Raw genomic sequence first — 18,741 nt, 5'->3', positions numbered from 1 at the left:
TGCAAAAGCCCTATATAAAAATATACAGGGCTATTAAGATTTTACAAGTTGTGGTGCTCGTTGTTGATGAAATGGTTCTGCCATCGATTCCGTACCACATCTTAGTAAACTTGAAGGGTTTTGCTGCTCTATGCGCTGCTTTATATCACTAACGCACTGCCCTACAACATCACCAATTTTTCCATCAGCATTTTCTGCCAATAACTTATCAAATCCCTTTTCAACCTCTGCTCTCTCAGAGATATCCTTTGAAAAGTTACAATACTCTAAGATCTCGTCTAGCTGCAGTTTTTTTGCTAATAGGAAATCTTCTTGTTCTTGCTCTTGTTTAAGTTTGGTTTCCTCTTGCAGTTGTTTTGCTAAACTTTTGTTTATATCAAGCAATGGTTCGAAATGAGAATAGCCTTTGTTTATTATATGCACAATACTACTATCATTATAATCAACTTTATTGTATTCACCTGCACTTTTTGAACCTGAATTGTCTATTAATTCATGCAAAAACCGATCTTGTTGGGTGTCAATAGCATGCAATGGGTTACTCTCTATAACATGTAATTTTACACCATACTTTTCACAAAGTATCCTAGCTTCAACATAAGAGCTACCCCACCTACCGTTACGCATAATGTCTGCTGTATAATCATCTACAGTTTCACTACGGTGCTGGCCATTGTTATCATAACCATTGGCAATTGCATCTGTAAACCACTTTGGTGGATTCTTTTGTGCAAATTCCCTACAATCATTTCTTAATTTTTCGGCAGTAACTTGCTCTCCTGTCTGTTGTTCTAGACTTTGCCTGAACGAGTCAAAAAAACAGCTTCCATTACCAATTGCTTGTCCTACATAGAAATTGTCAGGGTAAGGGTTACTATTTAAAAGAGTTATTTCTTGCCCTGAGATCCTGGGCCTTTTTATTCCAACCTCAACATCATGAAAGTCACTTGGTAGTTTCCGTTTCTTAGCTGTAGTCATAGTTTTACCTTAATTTAAGCTATATATTACTATACCAACAAAATTGTCAATAAGCGACTAATTAAGTATAGCAGAAATTTTTAAATTATGCAATAGTTATAATTTTACATAGCAAATATGAGTTTTAACTGCGGTATAGTTGGGTTACCAAACATAGGAAAATCAACCTTATTTAATGCGCTTACAGAGTCAAGTGCAGCCGAAGCTGCAAATTATCCTTTTTGCACAATCGAGCCAAATATAGGCAAGATTTCGATAAAAGATCAACGTTTGAAACAAATCGCAGCAATTGCAGGCTCAGAGAAGGTAATCTACAACCAATTAGAAGTTGTAGATATTGCAGGTCTGGTAAAGGGTGCGAGCAAAGGCGAAGGGCTTGGCAATAAATTTTTAAGCCATATCAGAGAAGTTGATGCCATCGTTCATCTGCTCAGGTGCTTTACGGATGACGATATCAGCCATATACACAGTAAAATAGATCCAATATCAGATGCTGAAGTGGTAGAAATGGAATTAATCCTAGCTGATATTGATAGCATAGAAAAAAGGCTTCCTCAATTGGAAAAGAAAGCAAAGCAAGGTGATAAAGAGCTAAAGAGACAACTTGAATTAATGCAAGAGGTATTAGCTACTTTAAAATTAGGTAAACCTGCAAGAAGTTTGGAGAATATCAATGAAGATGAGATGAAGTTGCTTCAATTGCTGACAACAAAGCCCGTTATGTACGTTTGCAATGTTGAAGATACAAATGTTATAACTGGCAATGAATTATCTAAAAAGGTAGAGAGAATGGCAGAGGAAAATAAAAGCAAATTTTATTGCATTTCAGCAAAACTCGAAGCAGATATTGCAAATCTTGATAGTGAAGAGGAAAAACAGAGTTTTTTATCAGAATTTGGCTTACAAGAATCAGGCCTTGATGGAGTAGCGCGTATTATGTATGAAGTGCTGAGTATGATAACTTTCTTTACTGTGGGCCCCAAAGAAGCACGGGCATGGCCAGTAAAAATAGGGTCAACAGCCGATAAAGCAGCAGGTGTAATCCACACTGATTTTGAGAAAGGCTTTATAAAAGCAGAGACAATAAGCTTTGCAGACTACATAAAGTATGGAAGTGAATCAGCTTGCAAAGACGCAGGAAAAATTCGCTTTGAAGGCAGAGATTACATCGTGCAAGATGGTGATATAATGCACTTTAGGTTTAATGTGTAGTTTATTATGCAAGCCACTTATTTAAAGTTAAGTTTTCTGGATCCCAGTGGGCTTTGTTGCATCACACTTTATGAGATGGTGATTTATGGTAAATTCATGTAACTATCTCAAATTTAGCCATACCAATATCAGTGAATTTATTAAGCAAATAGCATTTGATTAGCAGTTCTTTTTCTCGATTTATCTCAGATTTATTCCTAAAACTAAATCCGAATATTTGCTTTAATCTTGAGAAAAACCCTTCAATATAAGATCTTTTCCCATAATTTACTTCTTTTTTCCATTCTTTCATGCCATCTTCACCGTATAATTTTATTAACCTAATAGCAGCATTCCTGTCAGACATATAATCTATTTCTGGATGTTCTGCCGCATTGTTTATTGGTGGAATTTTTGTCTTTATATCATATTTGTTACACAACTTATAAAACTTGTGCCTATCACATGCTCTATCTGCATATAGTGCTTTTATGGCATGCTGAAAATCAACTTCTTTTAGCAAATCACAAGCTCCATAGTGATCAGAGTAGACACCGTTACTGTATTTTACAGCTATGGCTTTTTTGTTGTTTATATTCAACATTACGTGCAATTTTCTCGTTTGCTCATAGCCACGATATTTTCTGTCAGTGCTATTTTCCTTGCTGTGACCAGGAGTGTTGTTGTATATACTAATTCCTGTACTGTCTATAGCAATTTCGATATCTTCCATATTATTTTTATCAATTCTGCAATCATTTATCTTAATATTAAGTTTCTTAAACCTTCTTGATGCTTGTGAATAGCTGATAACTGCCAAATCTCTTCCTATTTGTTGCAAATACCCTTTTATAAACCCGACTGTTTGTCTTAAACCAATTCTAAAGAAACTGACGATTATATGCACCAAAATCACAACTTTATCACTATAAATATAGTTGCCGCCCTGCATTTTTGGACAATTCTCGTACCAATTTTCTATGGCGTCATTGATATAACAAAAAATGCTTCCTCTTTCTTGGAGAAATTTGTTATATTCATGGCAGTTACTGACTCTCATTTTTTGTGGCATATTTTTTCTTCAACAGTTAAATGGCTATTTATAATGAATTTTGTCAGTAACTGCCAGTTCTTTTCACTTGAGCGATGCAACAAAGCCATCCCAGTGTCTGGGCACTGGGATGACAAGAAAGGGAGCACTGGAATTTTTGTTTCAATATTTGTACATTAGCCATGCATCTGAACAGACAATGGCGTCAACTTAAGGAAAAATATCAGCGATAGTGTATAAAATTTCTCTCTAAATTTTTTATCATTAAATTATCCAAAGAGTGCAATAAACAGCACTTTTGTTTCTGTTTTATTTCAACAAAGAAGTCTAAAATGTGTCCTTTTTAGGTGAAACATGCGTGCGCCAAGCAAAGTGCGTAAAGTCCAGTTGGTGAAAATCCAACCCAGGCAAAGCCTAGCCAGCAGGCTGGAACAAACCACTATGCTGCGTAAGGTAACGAGCGTAGTAAAGCTAGTGGAATGGACAACACAGGGTACAACGAAAGTGAAGGTATTGAGTCCCGAAATTCTCGATGTCATAGAGGTCGACACGTTGCATATAGTGGAAGACAGCAAGAAGGGTAACAATAGGGCAAGTTATCACTCACTCTATCGGGATCTGAGGCCGTATCACGTGTTGAGATGGAGTTTACGTAAACTTGGGAGATCCTTTGTATTCCTATTAAGGTACGTTGGAACAAGTCAACAAAGGCGAGTACTGACGGAAGATATAAAGGAAGTCGGACTGATTGATAGTACTCAGAGTGTGGGAAAGCCACATACAAGGGGAAGCGGTCAGCAATATAGTGACTGGTTTAGGAATTGCTATGCCAATACAACGGAGGTTGGAATAACGTGCAAAGAAAACTAAATCAGATAGCAGTAAGAGCCAGGCAAGATAAACGATTGAAATTTAATCGTTAATTCATCTGATAAACGCAGAGAATCTTGCTGAATGTTATAAAGAGCTAAAGCATAACAAAGCATGCGGTATAGACCAGGTGACAGTAGAAGCTTATGGAGAAAATCTTGAAGAGAAGCTCAACACTCTGGTGGATAGTATGAAAAGAAAGCGATATCAACCGCAACCAGTGAAAAGAGTATATATACCAAAAGCTGGAAGCAAAGAGAAACGCGGGCTTGGAGTACCGTCTACAGAAGATAAGTTAGTCCAGATAATGCTGAAGAAGATATTAGAAAATATTTATGAAGCTAACTTTCTGGATAACTCATATGGTTTTCGTCCTGGTAGAAGCTGTCATCAAGCGGTAAATGCACTAAATAAAGCAGTTATGTACAGACCAACTAACTATGTAGTAGAAGTTGATATCAAGAAATTCTTTGATAATGTCCAGCACAAATGGCTAATGAGATGCTTGAGAGAACGGATAACAGACCCAAACATACTGTGGTTAGTAAAACGATTTCTTAAGGCAGGAGTAGTCGAAGCAGGACATTATGAAGCAACTGAACTAGGCACACCTCAGGGGGGAATAGTAAGTCCTATACTAGCTAATATATAGTTGCATTATGTGCTGGATTTGTGGTTTGAAAAGAAATTCAAGCTAAGATCTAAAGGTTATATGGAGCTAGTTAGGTATGCAGACGATCACCTGATTTGCTGCGAAAGAGAAAAAGATGCTAGAGAACTCTTAGAGTCACTGAAACAAAGGCTAGGAAAATTTGGACTGGAAATATCTGAAGACAAAACAAGAATAGTAAAGTTTGGCAAAAAGGAGTGGCAACAAGGAATAAGGGAGAAACGAAAAACGGAAAGTTTCAACTTTCTAGGATTCACCCATTATGGTACAAGGAGTCGTAAAGGTAGAGTAATGGTAGGTCATAAAACCTCGAAAGAAAATCTATCTAGAAAACTTAAAGAAATCAAAGAATGGGTGAAAAAGATCCGAAATAAAGTTCACCTTAAAGATTGGTGGTCAATACTTAAAGCAAAACTAACAGGACACTATAACTACTTCGGAGTTAGCGGAAATTACCGGTGGTTGAATAAATTCTTCTGGCGGGTAATCAAGCTAGCGTATAAATGGATAAACCGACGTAGTCAGAAGAAGAGTATGAATTCAAAGCAATTTATACACTATCTACAAGTTAATCCATTACCAAAACCAAGAATATGCTACTCATTATATACAAAATAGGAAATGCTGTGAATACTACATTGTGGAGCCGTGTGCGGGAAAGCTGCAAGCACGGTTCTGGTGGGGGAGTCATAGCGATAAAACTTAATCAGGAGGATTTAAAACTATGACTTCTACCAAACAAAAAGGAAAAAATCTTATTCTACAAATTAAAAATATAATATACTCGAAAGCTTTTCAGAGAATCCATTGTGTTGGAAAAAACAGTTTTACACGAACAAGAAAACTTCCTTTTTCGACAGTATTTTCTATGATTTTAAAGTTAATTAAGAAAAGTTTAGGAATAGAATGCGAGCTTATGGATCCATTGACTTGTAAAGTTCCACCCTCAAAGCAAGCTTTTTCTAAAGCAAGATATAAGATTTGTCATACAGGTTTTAAAGAATTTAAGCATCCAAACAGCCTATCAAGATGAGCCTGAGTTGGAGAGGCTATAGACCTTACTATTACCCACAAATATAAATGTTTGTTGCATAGCTCTTAATGGCATAACTTTTGCTTGAAATAACTGTTTATATGGTGCAATTTACAGCTTTTAGTTGCTAAAATTATAACTCTTAGTTTAATAATTTTAATCTAATAAGCTTTCAGGTTAATAAAATTAAATTATTTGAGTAAATACAATACTATGTTTTTATTTGTGGGTAATAGTAAGGCTATAGACTTATTGCAGCAGATGGTTCTGGTATGAGATTACCCAGCTCTGAGGAAATTGTATCCGAGTTTGGCCGCTTTAAACCCTTACTATTACCCACAAATATAAATGTTTGTTGCATAGCTCTTAATGGCATAACTTTTGCTTGAAATAACTGTTTATATGGTGCAATTTACAGCTTTTAGTTGCTAAAATTATAACTCTTAGTTTAATAATTTTAATCTAATAAGCTTTCAGGTTAATAAAATTAAATTATTTGAGTAAATACAATACTATGTTTTTATTTGTGGGTAATAGTAAGCTTTAAACCAAATGGAACAACAGGCACAATGCCACCATTGGCAATTTGTTTGTTGATTTGTGTACTTCGCTGATTTGTAGTGCTCGTCTTGCGGCTTGGAATATAGGTGAACAAACGTTGGCGGAAGAGCAATTACCCGAAGTTATCACTCAAATGCGTTCATTAAATCAAAAGAAATTATTATTTATCTATGATCGTCTTCAGTAAAATTCATTCAGCAGCATTATGATTTGGAAGTAGATTTTATTTTTCGCTTGCAAAAAAGAAATTATAGCAAGCTATGGGAACGAATTGCATCTGGAGAATTAGATTTCGATTTTATATTAGAAAATGAAAAGCTAAAAAATAAAATGAAAGGACAGAAAGTAAGAGTAATAGTGCTGACATTAGCCAACGGAGAAACAGAGGTATTGATTACTTCACTTTTTGACCGAGTAAAATTTACTTTGGAAGATATCAGCAAAGCTTATGTGTTAAGGTGGCATATAGAGGAGTGCTATAAACGACTCAAAATAGGTGCAGAATTAGAGAATTTTTCTGGCGTAAATTTAGAGGCTGTATTACAAGAATTTTGGGCAAACTTAGTCATGTGTAATATATTGTCGCTTCATATGTGTGATGCACAAGGGCCTTGGAATCCAGATCAAATTGCTGAGTATCGTTTAAATTTTTCAGTTTTATTTGGTGTAATGAGGCAGAAACTCTATCAGGTACTTATTGCGCCAAAAAACTTTCAAGCCCTTTTTGATAGAGCAAGTATACGCGCTAAAGTTAAAATCCGACCAGGACGATTGTATAGCCGCGATAAGGTAGATAAGCCCAAACGCCATCATGTCTTTAGGAGAGTTTGCTAATGGAGGCTCTTAAGTTGACGCTGACGCCATTGTCTGAACAGATACTGTAAATTAGCTATATTACATTAGCCCATCAGATGAGTTGTAATGGTTATAATTGTCTGATAAGTGATCTCTAACATCGTGACCTAACTCATTGGCATCAGGCTTAACTTCGTGATCTAACTCATTAGCATCGAGCTTAAACAAAGAAGGATTATCATCAGATTGTTGATTAGACTCTTTCTCTTTCGACCCAAATAACCATGAAAAGAGTGATGAGATAGAATCAATAATGGATTTAATTGCTGAAAAAATATTGGATAAGAAATTACTGGGTTGCTGAGTGTCTTGCTGGCTACTTTTTTCTTCTTCTACATTACTTTGTTCTACTTCATTTGATTTTTCCACATCTTGTTCAGGTTTACTTCTGCTTATAAATGTCTTATCTAGCTGTTTGAATATATTTTTGTCGGAGTTTTGAAAATACATTCGACTTATCTCCTTATTTTCATCAATGTAAATCACTAAAGTTGTATTATCGTTCCCCAATCCATCACATTCACTAACGAGCGATTCATGAGAGTTCTTAATGTCTTTGATAAATTGAAATTTTTCTTCTTCTGAAAAGTCCTTGCATCTTACGTTATAAGTGGTGCCTTTGTATTTAAAACTAAATATCCATCCACGGTCTTCATATTCATCTACACCCATCTGCTTGCAAATAGCTTTATAATTTTTTTCTTCTACTTCTCGTCCAACAACATTTGCTATGAGTTCAGTATCCAGAATACTCAAAGTTTGGACTGTTGCCGATGGTGAAAAACACAATTGAAATATGTGGCCTAGCTCATGACCTAGAACAAAATCCATGGCACTTTGCTTATATGTCAGAATATTCTGACAATCTGTTACTCCTCGTGTAATATATCCTGGACCACCATCTTCATCTAAGCAGAGAAGATTGTTATACTTTGTATAATCGCTTCTATTATTAAAAATGTGAACCGTTATATTGTAACTTGCATTACTATTTTTCAAGCAAAACTTTTCTTTAAATGCTTCATAGGCAGTTTTAATGTCTGTTTCTATTTGGTTTTGTTCCTGCTCAGATAAGTTGTCGTATTTTATAGTACAATTTATATACCCGTATTTAACGGTAAAGCTGTTAGACAAAACATCATGTATATTTGTGGAAAAATAATTGAACTGCTTTGACTCAGCTTCCTTATACAATTGATGCCCATATTTATCCCTAGAATACTTTGGTAGTTTAGGTACTTTGGCAATTAAGTTTTTGTTACTATCAAAAAAAGAAATATCAGAATTACCAATCCTAAAATCCTTTATAGATTGCCCGCAAGTGCCATCATTTGCACAATCATGATTATCTTTCTTATTAAACCATGCGTTGGTGTATTTTTCCATTTTGATACCTCACTACCAAACCTTACTATATTATTATCTTGGTAAAAATCATAATAATTCGTTAACTTGTATTTTAAATCTGTATCAAATGTGCTTTTCTCGTAAGGTATCAATTGTGAAGTAATTAACTTTATTTGTTTAAAATTTTGCTAAAATAGCTCTTTTTATACTATGTTTTATATAGCTAAACTGACTTAGATTTACTGACAATTTGAAAAACAAAAATTCGTCATTCCGCTACTATAGTATTTTCTAAAACGAATGATAAACGTCTAAAATGGTATTACCAACTAAAAGGTGTAAGTTTGTACATTGATGCATTAGAGGTCTGAGGCGACTTTTGATGGTGTGCCAACAATGCTCTATCGGATTTAGATCTTACTATTACCCACAAATATAAATGTTTGTTGCATAGCTCTTAATGGCATAACTTTTGCTTGAAATAACTGTTTATATGGTGCAATTTACAGCTTTTAGTTGCTAAAATTATAACTCTTAGTTTAATAATTTTAATCTAATAAGCTTTCAGGTTAATAAAATTAAATTATTTGAGTAAATACAATACTATGTTTTTATTTGTGGGTAATAGTAAGGCTTAAAGCAAAATGTAGTACGAACGGTAGGTGGATCTAAAAGATCGAATTACAATCCTGTATACAGCATTTTGCATTATTGTTTGATTATATTTATAGGTACAAAAATGGCTAGAATAATTTTCATGGGAGTAGATGTTTCCAAGGAAGCATTGGACATCTCAATTAATGGCAAGCATAAGCGCATAGCAAACGTGAGTGATGCTATATCTAAGTTTATAGAAACAAATATAGTCGATTTACCCATCAAGTTATGTGTAAGCTGGTGGCTATGAAAAGCTCATTATAAAATTGTTGCAAGATAACTGTCCATAAAGCTCACCCGAATCGGGTATATGCATTTGCCAAAGCTTGCAATCATTTTGCAAAAACTGACAAGTTAGATGCTAAATTACTGGAAAAATACGCTGAATTTGTCAGTAAAGACGGTGAAGTAAAAGGATGTATAATTTCACAAAAGCAAGAGGAATTAAAGGAGCTGGGGGCAATTGAGCGTAATTTAAATGATGCAATTCATGCAAACAAGTGTCGCCTGCAAAGTGCGACGGGAAAAGCTAGAGAATACATAGAAAGACAGATAGGGTTTGCTGAAAAACAATTGAAAGAAATTAGGCAAGACATAGAAGACGCAATAGCTGAATTGAAAGGAAAAAATGAGCTTTTAATCAGCTATAAAGGTATTGGATCAAAGACGGCGAGCGTTCTACTGACAGAGGTGCCTGAGCTTGGTAGATTAGAGAATAGAGAAATTGCATGCTTAGTTGGAGTTGCACCTAAAACTAGTGAAAGTGGAAGAAAAGTTGGCAAAGCTCAAATCAAAGGAGGCAGGTTTTATGCAAGGAAAGCACTATACATGTCAGCTCTTGTTGCTATGCGCCACAACAGAAAAATGAAAGCGTTTTATCAGCGTTTGGTTGATTCTGGCAAAGCTGCTAAGGTTGCATTAGTTGCTGTCATGAGAAAAATTATCGTTTGTTTAAATGCCATGATAAAAAATAACAACTTTTATCTTGACTCTTAAGACGGTAGATGACAGACCATTGATTGTATGGGTTCCATCTGTTATATATAATCTTTTTGAATACGAAGAAAACTGATGAATGAGTATGATATTACGGTTATAGGTAGCGGTCCTGGTGGTTATATAGCGGCAATTAGGGCGGCACAGCTTGGGTTTAAAACTGCAATTGTGGAAAAAGAAAAAAATTTAGGCGGTATATGCTTAAATTGGGGATGTATACCAACAAAATCACTGCTTAGAGCATCTGAGGTTTATAGGCTAATAAAAAGATCAAAAGAGTTTGGTATAGAAGTAAAGGGAGCGAATTTTGATATACAATCAATAGTGAAATACTCAAGAAACGTTGTTGATAAATTGTCAAGCGGTGTTGCATATTTGATGAAAAAAAATAATATCAAAGTTCATCAAGGTTTTGGTAAACTTGCAGGCAATGGTACTATAAAAGTCGTTAGCGATAAGGAAGAACAAGAAATTGTTTCCAAGCATATCATTTTAGCAACAGGCGTGAGGGCACGGAATCTGCCTGGAATAGAGGCAGATGGAGATTTAATATGGAATGCGCAGCACGCTATGACTCCAGAGAGATTACCAAAATCGCTACTAATTATAGGGTCTGGTGCAATTGGAATAGAATTTGCAAGTTTTTATAGTACTTTGGGTGTTGATGTAACAATCATAGAGATAAAGAGCACTATTTTGCCGCTGGAGGATAAGGACATTTCAGATTTAGCACAAGAAATATTCACAAAACAGGGGATAGAAATATATACAAGCAGTAGCGTAAAAGCTCTTACTAAAAGTAAAGACTCTGCTCAAGTGCTACTAAGTAGTGGTGAGAGCAAAGAATTTGAGAGGGTGATTGTTGCGGTTGGAATTCAAGCAAATATTGAAAATATAGGTTTAGAAAATACAAAAATTAAATTAAGCCCTTCTGGCTTTATTGAAACGAATGAATGGTATGAAACTAGTGAATCAAATGTGTATGCAATAGGTGATGTAGCTGGCCCACCATGTTTAGCACATAAAGCGAGCCATGAAGCCGTGATCTGCATTGAAAAGATTGCTGGTAAAAATGCTCATGCGTTAAAAAAAGAATGCATACCAAATTGCACTTATTCTCATCCACAAATAGCGAGCATCGGCCTTACTGAGGAACAGGCAATAAAAGGTGGGTATGATATAAAAATAGGAAAATTTCACTCTAACTTTAATGGTAAGTCTGTTGCACTCAGTGAAACTGAAGGGTTAGTGAAAACGATTATAGATAAAAAAACCGGAGAAATTCTGGGTAGCCACATGATAGGTGCAGAAGTAACGGAGTTAATTAGCAATTTTGCTCTTGCAAAGCAACTAGAAGGAACAGACTTCGACATAAAATCTACGATTTTTCCTCATCCAACCATTTCAGAGATGATACATGAATCAGTGCTTGCTGCAGATGTTAAATAGTTGAACTAACGTTCCATCGTTTTAGAGTTGTCAATGTCTTGAGTAGTAGTTTGATTAGGCACTTTAGTTTCAATAGATTGATTACCACCAGCATCAGAATTCTGTAACTCTTCTTTCAATCCCTTAGCTGCTTCTTTAACTTCAAGCTTTGCCTTTGGATGAAGATCTTCTGGGCCTTTTCCTTTAGTATCCAAACCTTGTTGTAGATTAGTGCTTTTCATTTTATTATGCTGCTCGTGCTCAGGTAGGTCAACGACCGAATTGAAAAGAATTTTTATTATATTTTTTAGCAGTTCTAAAAAACCTCCGCTTCTGCCTTCTCTTTGTTCTTGAGGTTTATTTTTCTCATTAGGTTCTTTTTTACTATTACTTTTAGGCATTTTTAACTCAACTATCATAACGCTTAATAAAATTCTACGTGCAAATTGTTAAATAACAGTTAACAATCTAGGATTTATTATTTACAGATGGATATTATTTTAGCAACAGGTGGCACAGGTGGGCATATCTTTCCGGCCATAGCTTTAGCAAAAGCACTAAAGACACAAGGATACAATTGCATATTATTCACTGATAAAAAAACAAATAAAAATACCGACATAGAAAGCTACACCTTACCATTACGTAGACCAAGCAGCAACAAATTTAAGTTTTTCCTTTTCTTGATATACAGCTCTATGTTAGCACTGTATCAAGTAAGAAAATTAAAACCAAAATCGGTCATTGGTTTTGGTAGCTATGCTTCTTTTCCAACTCTTCTTGCAGCAAGAGTTCTTTCTATACCTATAATTTTACATGAACAAAACACAGTTTTAGGGAGAGTAAATAGATTCTTTTTCAAGAGTGCAAAATTAATTGCAACCAGCTTTCCGGAGACTAAATATGCAGAGGGCAATAAATGTATTTTTACAGGAAATTTTGTTGATATAAAAGCACAGAGCCATTCTAGCACTGAGAAAATCCTAAATATATTGGTCATAGCAGGCAGCCAAGGTGCAAATTTTTTTGATGATGTAGTAAGCAGCGTAATTTGTGATTTACCTATTAAAATGAAAAAGAAAATTAGAGTGACGCAGCAATGTACGAAGAAAAATGTAAACAAGGTCAAAAGTCTATACAAAAGTGAAAAGATCGATTGTGAATTGAGTGAATTTTTTGATGATATGGAGAATAGACTGGCCAATGCTCACTTGGTAATTAGCAGAGCAGGAGCAACTTCAATAGCAGAGATCACTCTTGCTAGGCGTTCTGCTATATATATTCCTTACCCTTACTCAAAAGATAATCACCAATTTTATAACGCAAAATATATTGAAGACTCGAGAGCAGCTATAATAGTTGAGCAGAATAGTGAAGCAAAAAAAAACCTAACAGAGGTACTATTTGATCTATTAAATAATTCTCAAAAATTGCGTGATATGACCAATAGTACAGAAAAAACAGGGATAAAGAATGGGACTACTGAGTTTGTTAAGGTGATTGTTCACACAATGGCGTCAACTTAAGGAAAAATATCAGCGATAGTGTATAAAATTTCTCTCTAAATTTTTTATCATTAAATTATCCAAAGAGTGCAATAAACAGCACTTTTGTTTCTGTTTCTGTTTTATTTCAACAAAGAAGTCTAAAATGTGTCCTTTTTAGGTGAAACATGCGTGCGCCAAGCAAAGTGCGTAAAGTCCAGTTGGTGAAAATCCAACCCAGGCAAAGCCTAGCCAGCAGGCTGGAACAAACCACTATGCTGCGTAAGGTAACGAGCGTAGTAAAGCTAGTGGAATGGACAACACAGGGTACAACGAAAGTGAAGGTATTGAGTCCCGAAATTCTCGATGTCATAGAGGTCGACACGTTGCATATAGTGGAAGACAGCAAGAAGGGTAACAATAGGGCAAGTTATCACTCACTCTATCGGGATCTGAGGCCGTATCACGTGTTGAGATGGAGTTTACGTAAACTTGGGAGATCCTTTGTATTCCTATTAAGGTACGTTGGAACAAGTCAACAAAGGCGAGTACTGACGGAAGATATAAAGGAAGTCGGACTGATTGATAGTACTCAGAGTGTGGGAAAGCCACATACAAGGGGAAGCGGTCAGCAATATAGTGACTGGTTTAGGAATTGCTATGCCAATACAACGGAGGTTGGAATAACGTGCAAAGAAAACTAAATCAGATAGCAGTAAGAGCCAGGCAAGATAAACGATTGAAATTTAATCGTTAATTCATCTGATAAACGCAGAGAATCTTGCTGAATGTTATAAAGAGCTAAAGCATAACAAAGCATGCGGTATAGACCAGGTGACAGTAGAAGCTTATGGAGAAAATCTTGAAGAGAAGCTCAACACTCTGGTGGATAGTATGAAAAGAAAGCGATATCAACCGCAACCAGTGAAAAGAGTATATATACCAAAAGCTGGAAGCAAAGAGAAACGCGGGCTTGGAGTACCGTCTACAGAAGATAAGTTAGTCCAGATAATGCTGAAGAAGATATTAGAAAATATTTATGAAGCTAACTTTCTGGATAACTCATATGGTTTTCGTCCTGGTAGAAGCTGTCATCAAGCGGTAAATGCACTAAATAAAGCAGTTATGTACAGACCAACTAACTATGTAGTAGAAGTTGATATCAAGAAATTCTTTGATAATGTCCAGCACAAATGGCTAATGAGATGCTTGAGAGAACGGATAACAGACCCAAACATACTGTGGTTAGTAAAACGATTTCTTAAGGCAGGAGTAGTCGAAGCAGGACATTATGAAGCAACTGAACTAGGCACACCTCAGGGGGGAATAGTAAGTCCTATACTAGCTAATATATAGTTGCATTATGTGCTGGATTTGTGGTTTGAAAAGAAATTCAAGCTAAGATCTAAAGGTTATATGGAGCTAGTTAGGTATGCAGACGATCACCTGATTTGCTGCGAAAGAGAAAAAGATGCTAGAGAACTCTTAGAGTCACTGAAACAAAGGCTAGGAAAATTTGGACTGGAAATATCTGAAGACAAAACAAGAATAGTAAAGTTTGGCAAAAAGGAGTGGCAACAAGGAATAAGGGAGAAACGAAAAACGGAAAGTTTCAACTTTCTAGGATTCACCCATTATGGTACAAGGAGTCGTAAAGGTAGAGTAATGGTAGGTCATAAAACCTCGAAAGAAAATCTATCTAGAAAACTTAAAGAAATCAAAGAATGGGTGAAAAAGATCCGAAATAAAGTTCACCTTAAAGATTGGTGGTCAATACTTAAAGCAAAACTAACAGGACACTATAACTACTTCGGAGTTAGCGGAAATTACCGGTGGTTGAATAAATTCTTCTGGCGGGTAATCAAGCTAGCGTATAAATGGATAAACCGACGTAGTCAGAAGAAGAGTATGAATTCAAAGCAATTTATACACTATCTACAAGTTAATCCATTACCAAAACCAAGAATATGCTACTCATTATATACAAAATAGGAAATGCTGTGAATACTACATTGTGGAGCCGTGTGCGGGAAAGCTGCAAGCACGGTTCTGGTGGGGGAGTCATAGCGATAAAACTTAATCAGGAGGATTTAAAACTATGACTTCTACCAAACAAAAAGGAAAAAATCTTATTCTACAAATTAAAAATATAATATACTCGAAAGCTTTTCAGAGAATCCATTGTGTTGAGTTTTACACGAACAAGAAAACTTCCTTTTTCGACAGTATTTTCTATGATTTTAAAGTTAGTTAAAAAAAGTTTGGGAATAGAATGTGAACTTATGGAGCCATTGACATGTACCCTCAAAGCAAGCTTTTTCTAAAGCAAGATATAAGATTTGTCATACAGGTTTTAAAGAATTTAAGCATCCAAACAGCCTATCAAGATGAGCCTGAGTTGGAGAGGCTATAGGCTTATTGCAGCAGATGGTTCTGGTATGAGATTACCCAGCTCTGAGGAAATTGTATCCGAGTTTGGCCGCTTTAAACCAAATGGAACAACAGGCACAATGTCACCATTGGCAATTTGTTTGTTGATTTGTGTACTTCGCTGATTTGTAGTGCTCGTCTTGCGGCTTGGAATATAGGTGAACAAACGTTGGCGGAAGAGCAATTACCCGAAGTTATCACTCAAATGCGTTCATTAAATCAAAAGAAATTATTATTTATCTATGATCGTCTTCAGTAAAATTCATTCAGCAGCATTATGATTTGGAAGTAGATTTTATTTTTCGCTTGCAAAAAAGAAATTATAGCAAGCTATGGGAACGAATTGCATCTGGAGAATTAGATTTCGATTTTATATTAGAAAATGAAAAGCTAAAAAATAAAATGAAAGGACAGAAAGTAAGAGTAATAGTGCTGACATTAGCCAACGGAGAAACAGAGGTATTGGTTACTTCACTTTTTGATCGAGAAAAATTTACTTTGGAAGATATCAGCAAAGCTTATGTATTAAGGTGGCATATAGAGGAGTGCTATAAACGACTCAAAATAGGTGCAGAGTTAGAGAATTTTTCTGGCGTAAATTTAGAGGCTGTATTACAAGAATTTTGGGCAAACTTAGTCATGTGTAATATATTGTCGCTTCATATGTGTGATGCACAAGGGCCTTGGAATCCAGATCAAATTGCTAAGTATCGTTTAAATTTTTCGGTTTTATTTGGTGTAATGAGGCAGAAACTCTATCAGGTACTTATTGCGCCAAAAAACTTTCAAGCCCTTTTTGATAGAGCAAGTATACGCGCTAAAGTTAAAATCCGACCAGGACGATTGTATAGCCGCGATAAGGTAGATAAGCCCAAACGCCATCATGTCTTTAGGAGAGTTTGCTAATGAAAGTTCTTAAGTTGACGCCATTGGAAGTTCTGGTGCCAATACCTCAAATCAAGTTGTTGTTACTCGACATACACCTGAAACTACTAAAACAAAATAGATGTAAAACCTTACATTTAAATATGTAGTACTTGAGTGAAGCATTCTTTAACTGTTCTATTCAATAAAACCTTTACAATATTTCGATCATAGGTTTAACTTTACGAAGTTATAATCTATAGGGCTACAATGAACGATTATCTCTCACTGCTAAATCCAGAACAACAATCAGCTGTAACTAACATAGATGGACCGGTTTTAATATTGGCAGGAGCCGGAACGGGAAAAACAAGAACGATTACTTCAAGAATAGCGCACATAATTAGAAACGGTCATGCTTATTCTGATGAAATATTAGCTGTTACATTCACAAACAAAGCAGCAAATGAGATGGTATCAAGGGTACTTGAGCTAACAGGCACAAACATACCATGGCTTGGCACTTTCCATGCAATTGCAGCAAAAATTCTACGTCATCATGCTGAAGTCGTGGGGCTAAATTCCAATTTTACAATCATTGGTGTGGATGACCAATTACAGGTAATAAAAAATATTATTAATGAAATAAGCCCTGATTACCTACCAGAAAAATGTAAGACCATTATGAATATTATTCAGCAATGGAAAGAGAAGTGTTTGTTGCCATCTGAAGTGGAAGATATTCAATCATTTAGGCCAGTATACGTAACTGCGCTAAAAGTCTATCACCAATATCAGGAAAGGTTGAAATTCCTTAACTCTGTCGATTTTGGTGACTTATTGCTATATAACATACAACTCTTTAATCAAAAGACCGAAGTTCTGTCCTACTACCAAAACAAGTTTAAATATGTCATGGTAGATGAATATCAAGATACAAATGCGATACAATATCTTTGGCTAAAATACCTTGCAAAAGAGCACTCAAATATTTGCTGTGTAGGAGATGATGACCAGTCGATATATAGTTGGCGTGGTGCAGAAGTTGAAAATATTTTAAAGTTTTCTGATGATTTTAAAAATGCAAAAACCGTTAAACTAGAGTGTAACTACAGATCAACATCCCACATACTTGCAACTGCGTCATATGTTATCAATCACAATAAGACTCGCTTAGAAAAAAAATTGTGGACAACAAACATTGAAGGGGAAAAGGTAAATCTAATAAAATTATGGGACGGAAAAGCTGAAGCAAGGTTCATAAGTGAACAGATATTAAAGCTCAATAAATACAGATTTAGTGACATTGCGGTGCTGGTAAGGGCCACTTTTCAAACTAGAGTTCTCGAAGAGTATTTTATAAAATATTCAATTCCCTACAAGATTATAAGTGGCGTAAAATTCTACGAACGTCAGGAAGTCAGGGATATAATTGCATATTTAAGACTTGTTACAAACAATAACGATGACTTAGCTTTCGAAAGGATAGTAAATCGGCCAAAAAGAAGCATAGGAGCTACAACTCTAAAGAAAATATACACGACTGCTCAGGATAACAAAATTTCTTTTTTTGAGGCAGCAAAAATATTAGTTAATAGTAATCAGGTAACCGAAAGAATTAAACTCTCACTCAACGATTTTTTAAATAAAATTAAAGCTTGGGAAGAAATAGTAAGCGTAAAACCACTGCATGAATTCGTTAAAATCATAGCAAACCAATCAGGATATATTGAAATGCTTGAAAATGAGGAGGTAACAGGCTTAGCACGAATAGAAAATGTCAAAGAGCTCATCTCATCTTTAAAAAATTTCGATAATGCCACAACTTTCTTGGAGCATATAAGTCTGGTGATGGAAGTGGATAATATGAATAACGATGACACCGTATATGTTATGACTCTTCATGCAGCCAAAGGACTTGAATTTCCGTGCGTGTTTCTACCTGGTTGGGAAGAGGGATTATTTCCTCATCAAAGATCTTTTGATGACAAAAGTGGTAAAGCTTTAGAAGAAGAAAGGAGACTCGCATATGTTGGCATAACCAGAGCCAAAGAAAGGTTAATCATTTCATGTGCAGATAGGAGAGAAATCAATAATCAGTGGCAACCAATGCGCACTTCTCGGTTCATTAAAGAATTGCCAAGAGAAAATGTTGAGGTAATCAAGAGTAACGCCTACTGTTGAAGCTATAACTGCAGATAAACATATCTTACAAATCTGAATTACTTCAACTATATGTTTCTCCTGGCAAAAATTCTGTAACCGTTCACACAATGGCGTCAACTTAAGGAAAAATATCAGCGATAGTGTATAAAATTTCTCTCTA

At 35.4% G+C, this 18,741-nt stretch carries 10 protein-coding genes and 5 pseudogenes; 10 read left to right on the top strand and 5 right to left on the bottom strand.

Annotation, left to right across the window (positions count from 1 at the left end; genetic code table 11):
• Window positions 1-33 precede the first annotated feature (33 nt).
• Window positions 34-978, bottom strand: coding sequence for an OTU domain-containing protein (locus NL281_RS07090; protein ID WP_253303239.1), 945 nt, complete (start codon window positions 976-978; stop codon window positions 34-36).
• 117 nt (window positions 979-1,095) lie between these two features.
• Here NL281_RS07090 and ychF point away from each other — a divergent pair, with 117 nt between their 5' ends.
• A complete protein-coding gene (gene ychF, locus NL281_RS07085; protein WP_010962597.1) occupies window positions 1,096-2,190 on the top strand; it encodes a redox-regulated ATPase YchF in 1,095 nt (364 codons plus the stop codon).
• 94 nt (window positions 2,191-2,284) lie between these two features.
• On the opposite strand, the gene NL281_RS07080 is transcribed toward ychF, so the two are convergent.
• Window positions 2,285-3,241 carry an IS5 family transposase gene (locus tag NL281_RS07080; RefSeq protein ID WP_253303014.1) on the bottom strand — a complete coding sequence of 319 codons (957 nt, stop codon included), beginning with the start codon at window positions 3,239-3,241 and terminating at the stop codon, window positions 2,285-2,287.
• Window positions 3,226-3,357 (bottom strand): hypothetical protein, encoded by a 132-nt coding sequence (locus tag NL281_RS08505; RefSeq protein WP_256469365.1) that lies wholly within the window; start codon window positions 3,355-3,357, stop codon window positions 3,226-3,228. Before NL281_RS08505 ends, NL281_RS07080 begins: the two co-directional genes overlap by 16 nt.
• 923 nt (window positions 3,358-4,280) lie before the next feature.
• On the opposite strand from NL281_RS08505, the pseudogene ltrA (NL281_RS09340) reads away from it, so the two are divergent.
• From ltrA (NL281_RS09340) to NL281_RS07060, 3 genes and pseudogenes are all read left to right on the top strand, one after another.
• Window positions 4,281-5,378 (top strand): annotated as a pseudogene (gene ltrA / locus NL281_RS09340) (group II intron reverse transcriptase/maturase).
• Window positions 5,379-5,484: 106 nt separating this feature from the next.
• Window positions 5,485-5,793, top strand: coding sequence for a hypothetical protein (locus NL281_RS07065; RefSeq protein WP_370273946.1), 309 nt, complete (start codon window positions 5,485-5,487; stop codon window positions 5,791-5,793).
• 542 nt (window positions 5,794-6,335) lie between these two features.
• Window positions 6,336-7,188: pseudogene (locus NL281_RS07060) on the top strand (transposase); the annotation flags it as partial.
• A gap of 60 nt (window positions 7,189-7,248) precedes the next feature.
• Here NL281_RS07060 and NL281_RS07055 read toward each other — a convergent pair.
• A complete protein-coding gene (locus NL281_RS07055) occupies window positions 7,249-8,595 on the bottom strand; it encodes a hypothetical protein (protein ID WP_253303238.1) in 1,347 nt (448 codons plus the stop codon).
• Window positions 8,596-9,295: 700 nt separating this feature from the next.
• Between NL281_RS07055 and NL281_RS09335 the strand changes: the two are divergent.
• Together NL281_RS09335 and lpdA are read left to right on the top strand one after the other, a co-directional pair.
• Window positions 9,296-10,209, top strand: a pseudogene (locus NL281_RS09335) (IS110 family transposase).
• A gap of 75 nt (window positions 10,210-10,284) precedes the next feature.
• Complete coding sequence (gene lpdA, locus NL281_RS07040; RefSeq protein WP_151807945.1) at window positions 10,285-11,658, top strand: dihydrolipoyl dehydrogenase; 1,374 nt, start codon at window positions 10,285-10,287, stop codon at window positions 11,656-11,658.
• A 5-nt stretch (window positions 11,659-11,663) separates the two neighbouring features.
• On the opposite strand, the gene NL281_RS07035 is transcribed toward lpdA, so the two are convergent.
• The gene (locus NL281_RS07035) at window positions 11,664-12,056 is read right to left on the bottom strand and encodes a hypothetical protein (protein ID WP_006279962.1); all 393 of its coding nucleotides are present in this window, start codon (window positions 12,054-12,056) and stop codon (window positions 11,664-11,666) included.
• Window positions 12,057-12,125: 69 nt separating this feature from the next.
• Between NL281_RS07035 and murG the strand changes: the two genes are divergently transcribed.
• The 4 genes and pseudogenes from murG to NL281_RS07010 all read left to right on the top strand — a co-directional run bounded on the left by murG (window position 12,126) and on the right by NL281_RS07010 (window position 18,599).
• A complete protein-coding gene (gene murG, locus NL281_RS07030; protein ID WP_253303237.1) occupies window positions 12,126-13,163 on the top strand; it encodes an undecaprenyldiphospho-muramoylpentapeptide beta-N-acetylglucosaminyltransferase in 1,038 nt (345 codons plus the stop codon).
• A gap of 852 nt (window positions 13,164-14,015) precedes the next feature.
• Window positions 14,016-15,113 (top strand): annotated as a pseudogene (ltrA, locus tag NL281_RS09330) (group II intron reverse transcriptase/maturase).
• A gap of 106 nt (window positions 15,114-15,219) precedes the next feature.
• Window positions 15,220-16,457 (top strand): annotated as a pseudogene (locus NL281_RS07015) (IS4 family transposase).
• A 228-nt stretch (window positions 16,458-16,685) separates the two neighbouring features.
• Window positions 16,686-18,599: an ATP-dependent helicase gene (locus NL281_RS07010; protein WP_253303236.1), complete on the top strand. Its 1,914-nt coding sequence runs from the start codon at window positions 16,686-16,688 to the stop codon at window positions 18,597-18,599.
• Window positions 18,600-18,741 lie beyond the last annotated feature (142 nt).

Origin of the sequence: Wolbachia endosymbiont of Phyllotreta cruciferae (assembly GCF_918697765.1) — a bacterium.
GTDB lineage: Bacteria > Pseudomonadota > Alphaproteobacteria > Rickettsiales > Anaplasmataceae > Wolbachia > Wolbachia pipientis.
The sequence above is the reverse complement of the archived record's forward strand: the minus strand, read 5'-3'. Positions and strand labels throughout refer to the sequence as shown.

What these genes read in the sequence shown, in the direction of transcription:
- lpdA (WP_151807945.1), top strand. Translation starts at nt 10,285, where the DNA reads ATGAATGAGTATGATATTACGGTTATAGGTAGCGGTCCTGGTGGTTAT.
- murG (WP_253303237.1), top strand. Translation starts at nt 12,126, where the DNA reads ATGGATATTATTTTAGCAACAGGTGGCACAGGTGGGCATATCTTTCCG.
- NL281_RS07065 (WP_370273946.1), top strand. Translation starts at nt 5,485, where the DNA reads ATGACTTCTACCAAACAAAAAGGAAAAAATCTTATTCTACAAATTAAA.
- NL281_RS07010 (WP_253303236.1), top strand. Translation starts at nt 16,686, where the DNA reads ATGAACGATTATCTCTCACTGCTAAATCCAGAACAACAATCAGCTGTA.
- ychF (WP_010962597.1), top strand. Translation starts at nt 1,096, where the DNA reads ATGAGTTTTAACTGCGGTATAGTTGGGTTACCAAACATAGGAAAATCA.
- NL281_RS07080 (WP_253303014.1), bottom strand. Translation starts at nt 3,241, where the DNA reads ATGCCACAAAAAATGAGAGTCAGTAACTGCCATGAATATAACAAATTT.
- NL281_RS07090 (WP_253303239.1), bottom strand. Translation starts at nt 978, where the DNA reads ATGACTACAGCTAAGAAACGGAAACTACCAAGTGACTTTCATGATGTT.
- NL281_RS07035 (WP_006279962.1), bottom strand. Translation starts at nt 12,056, where the DNA reads ATGATAGTTGAGTTAAAAATGCCTAAAAGTAATAGTAAAAAAGAACCT.
- NL281_RS07055 (WP_253303238.1), bottom strand. Translation starts at nt 8,595, where the DNA reads ATGGAAAAATACACCAACGCATGGTTTAATAAGAAAGATAATCATGAT.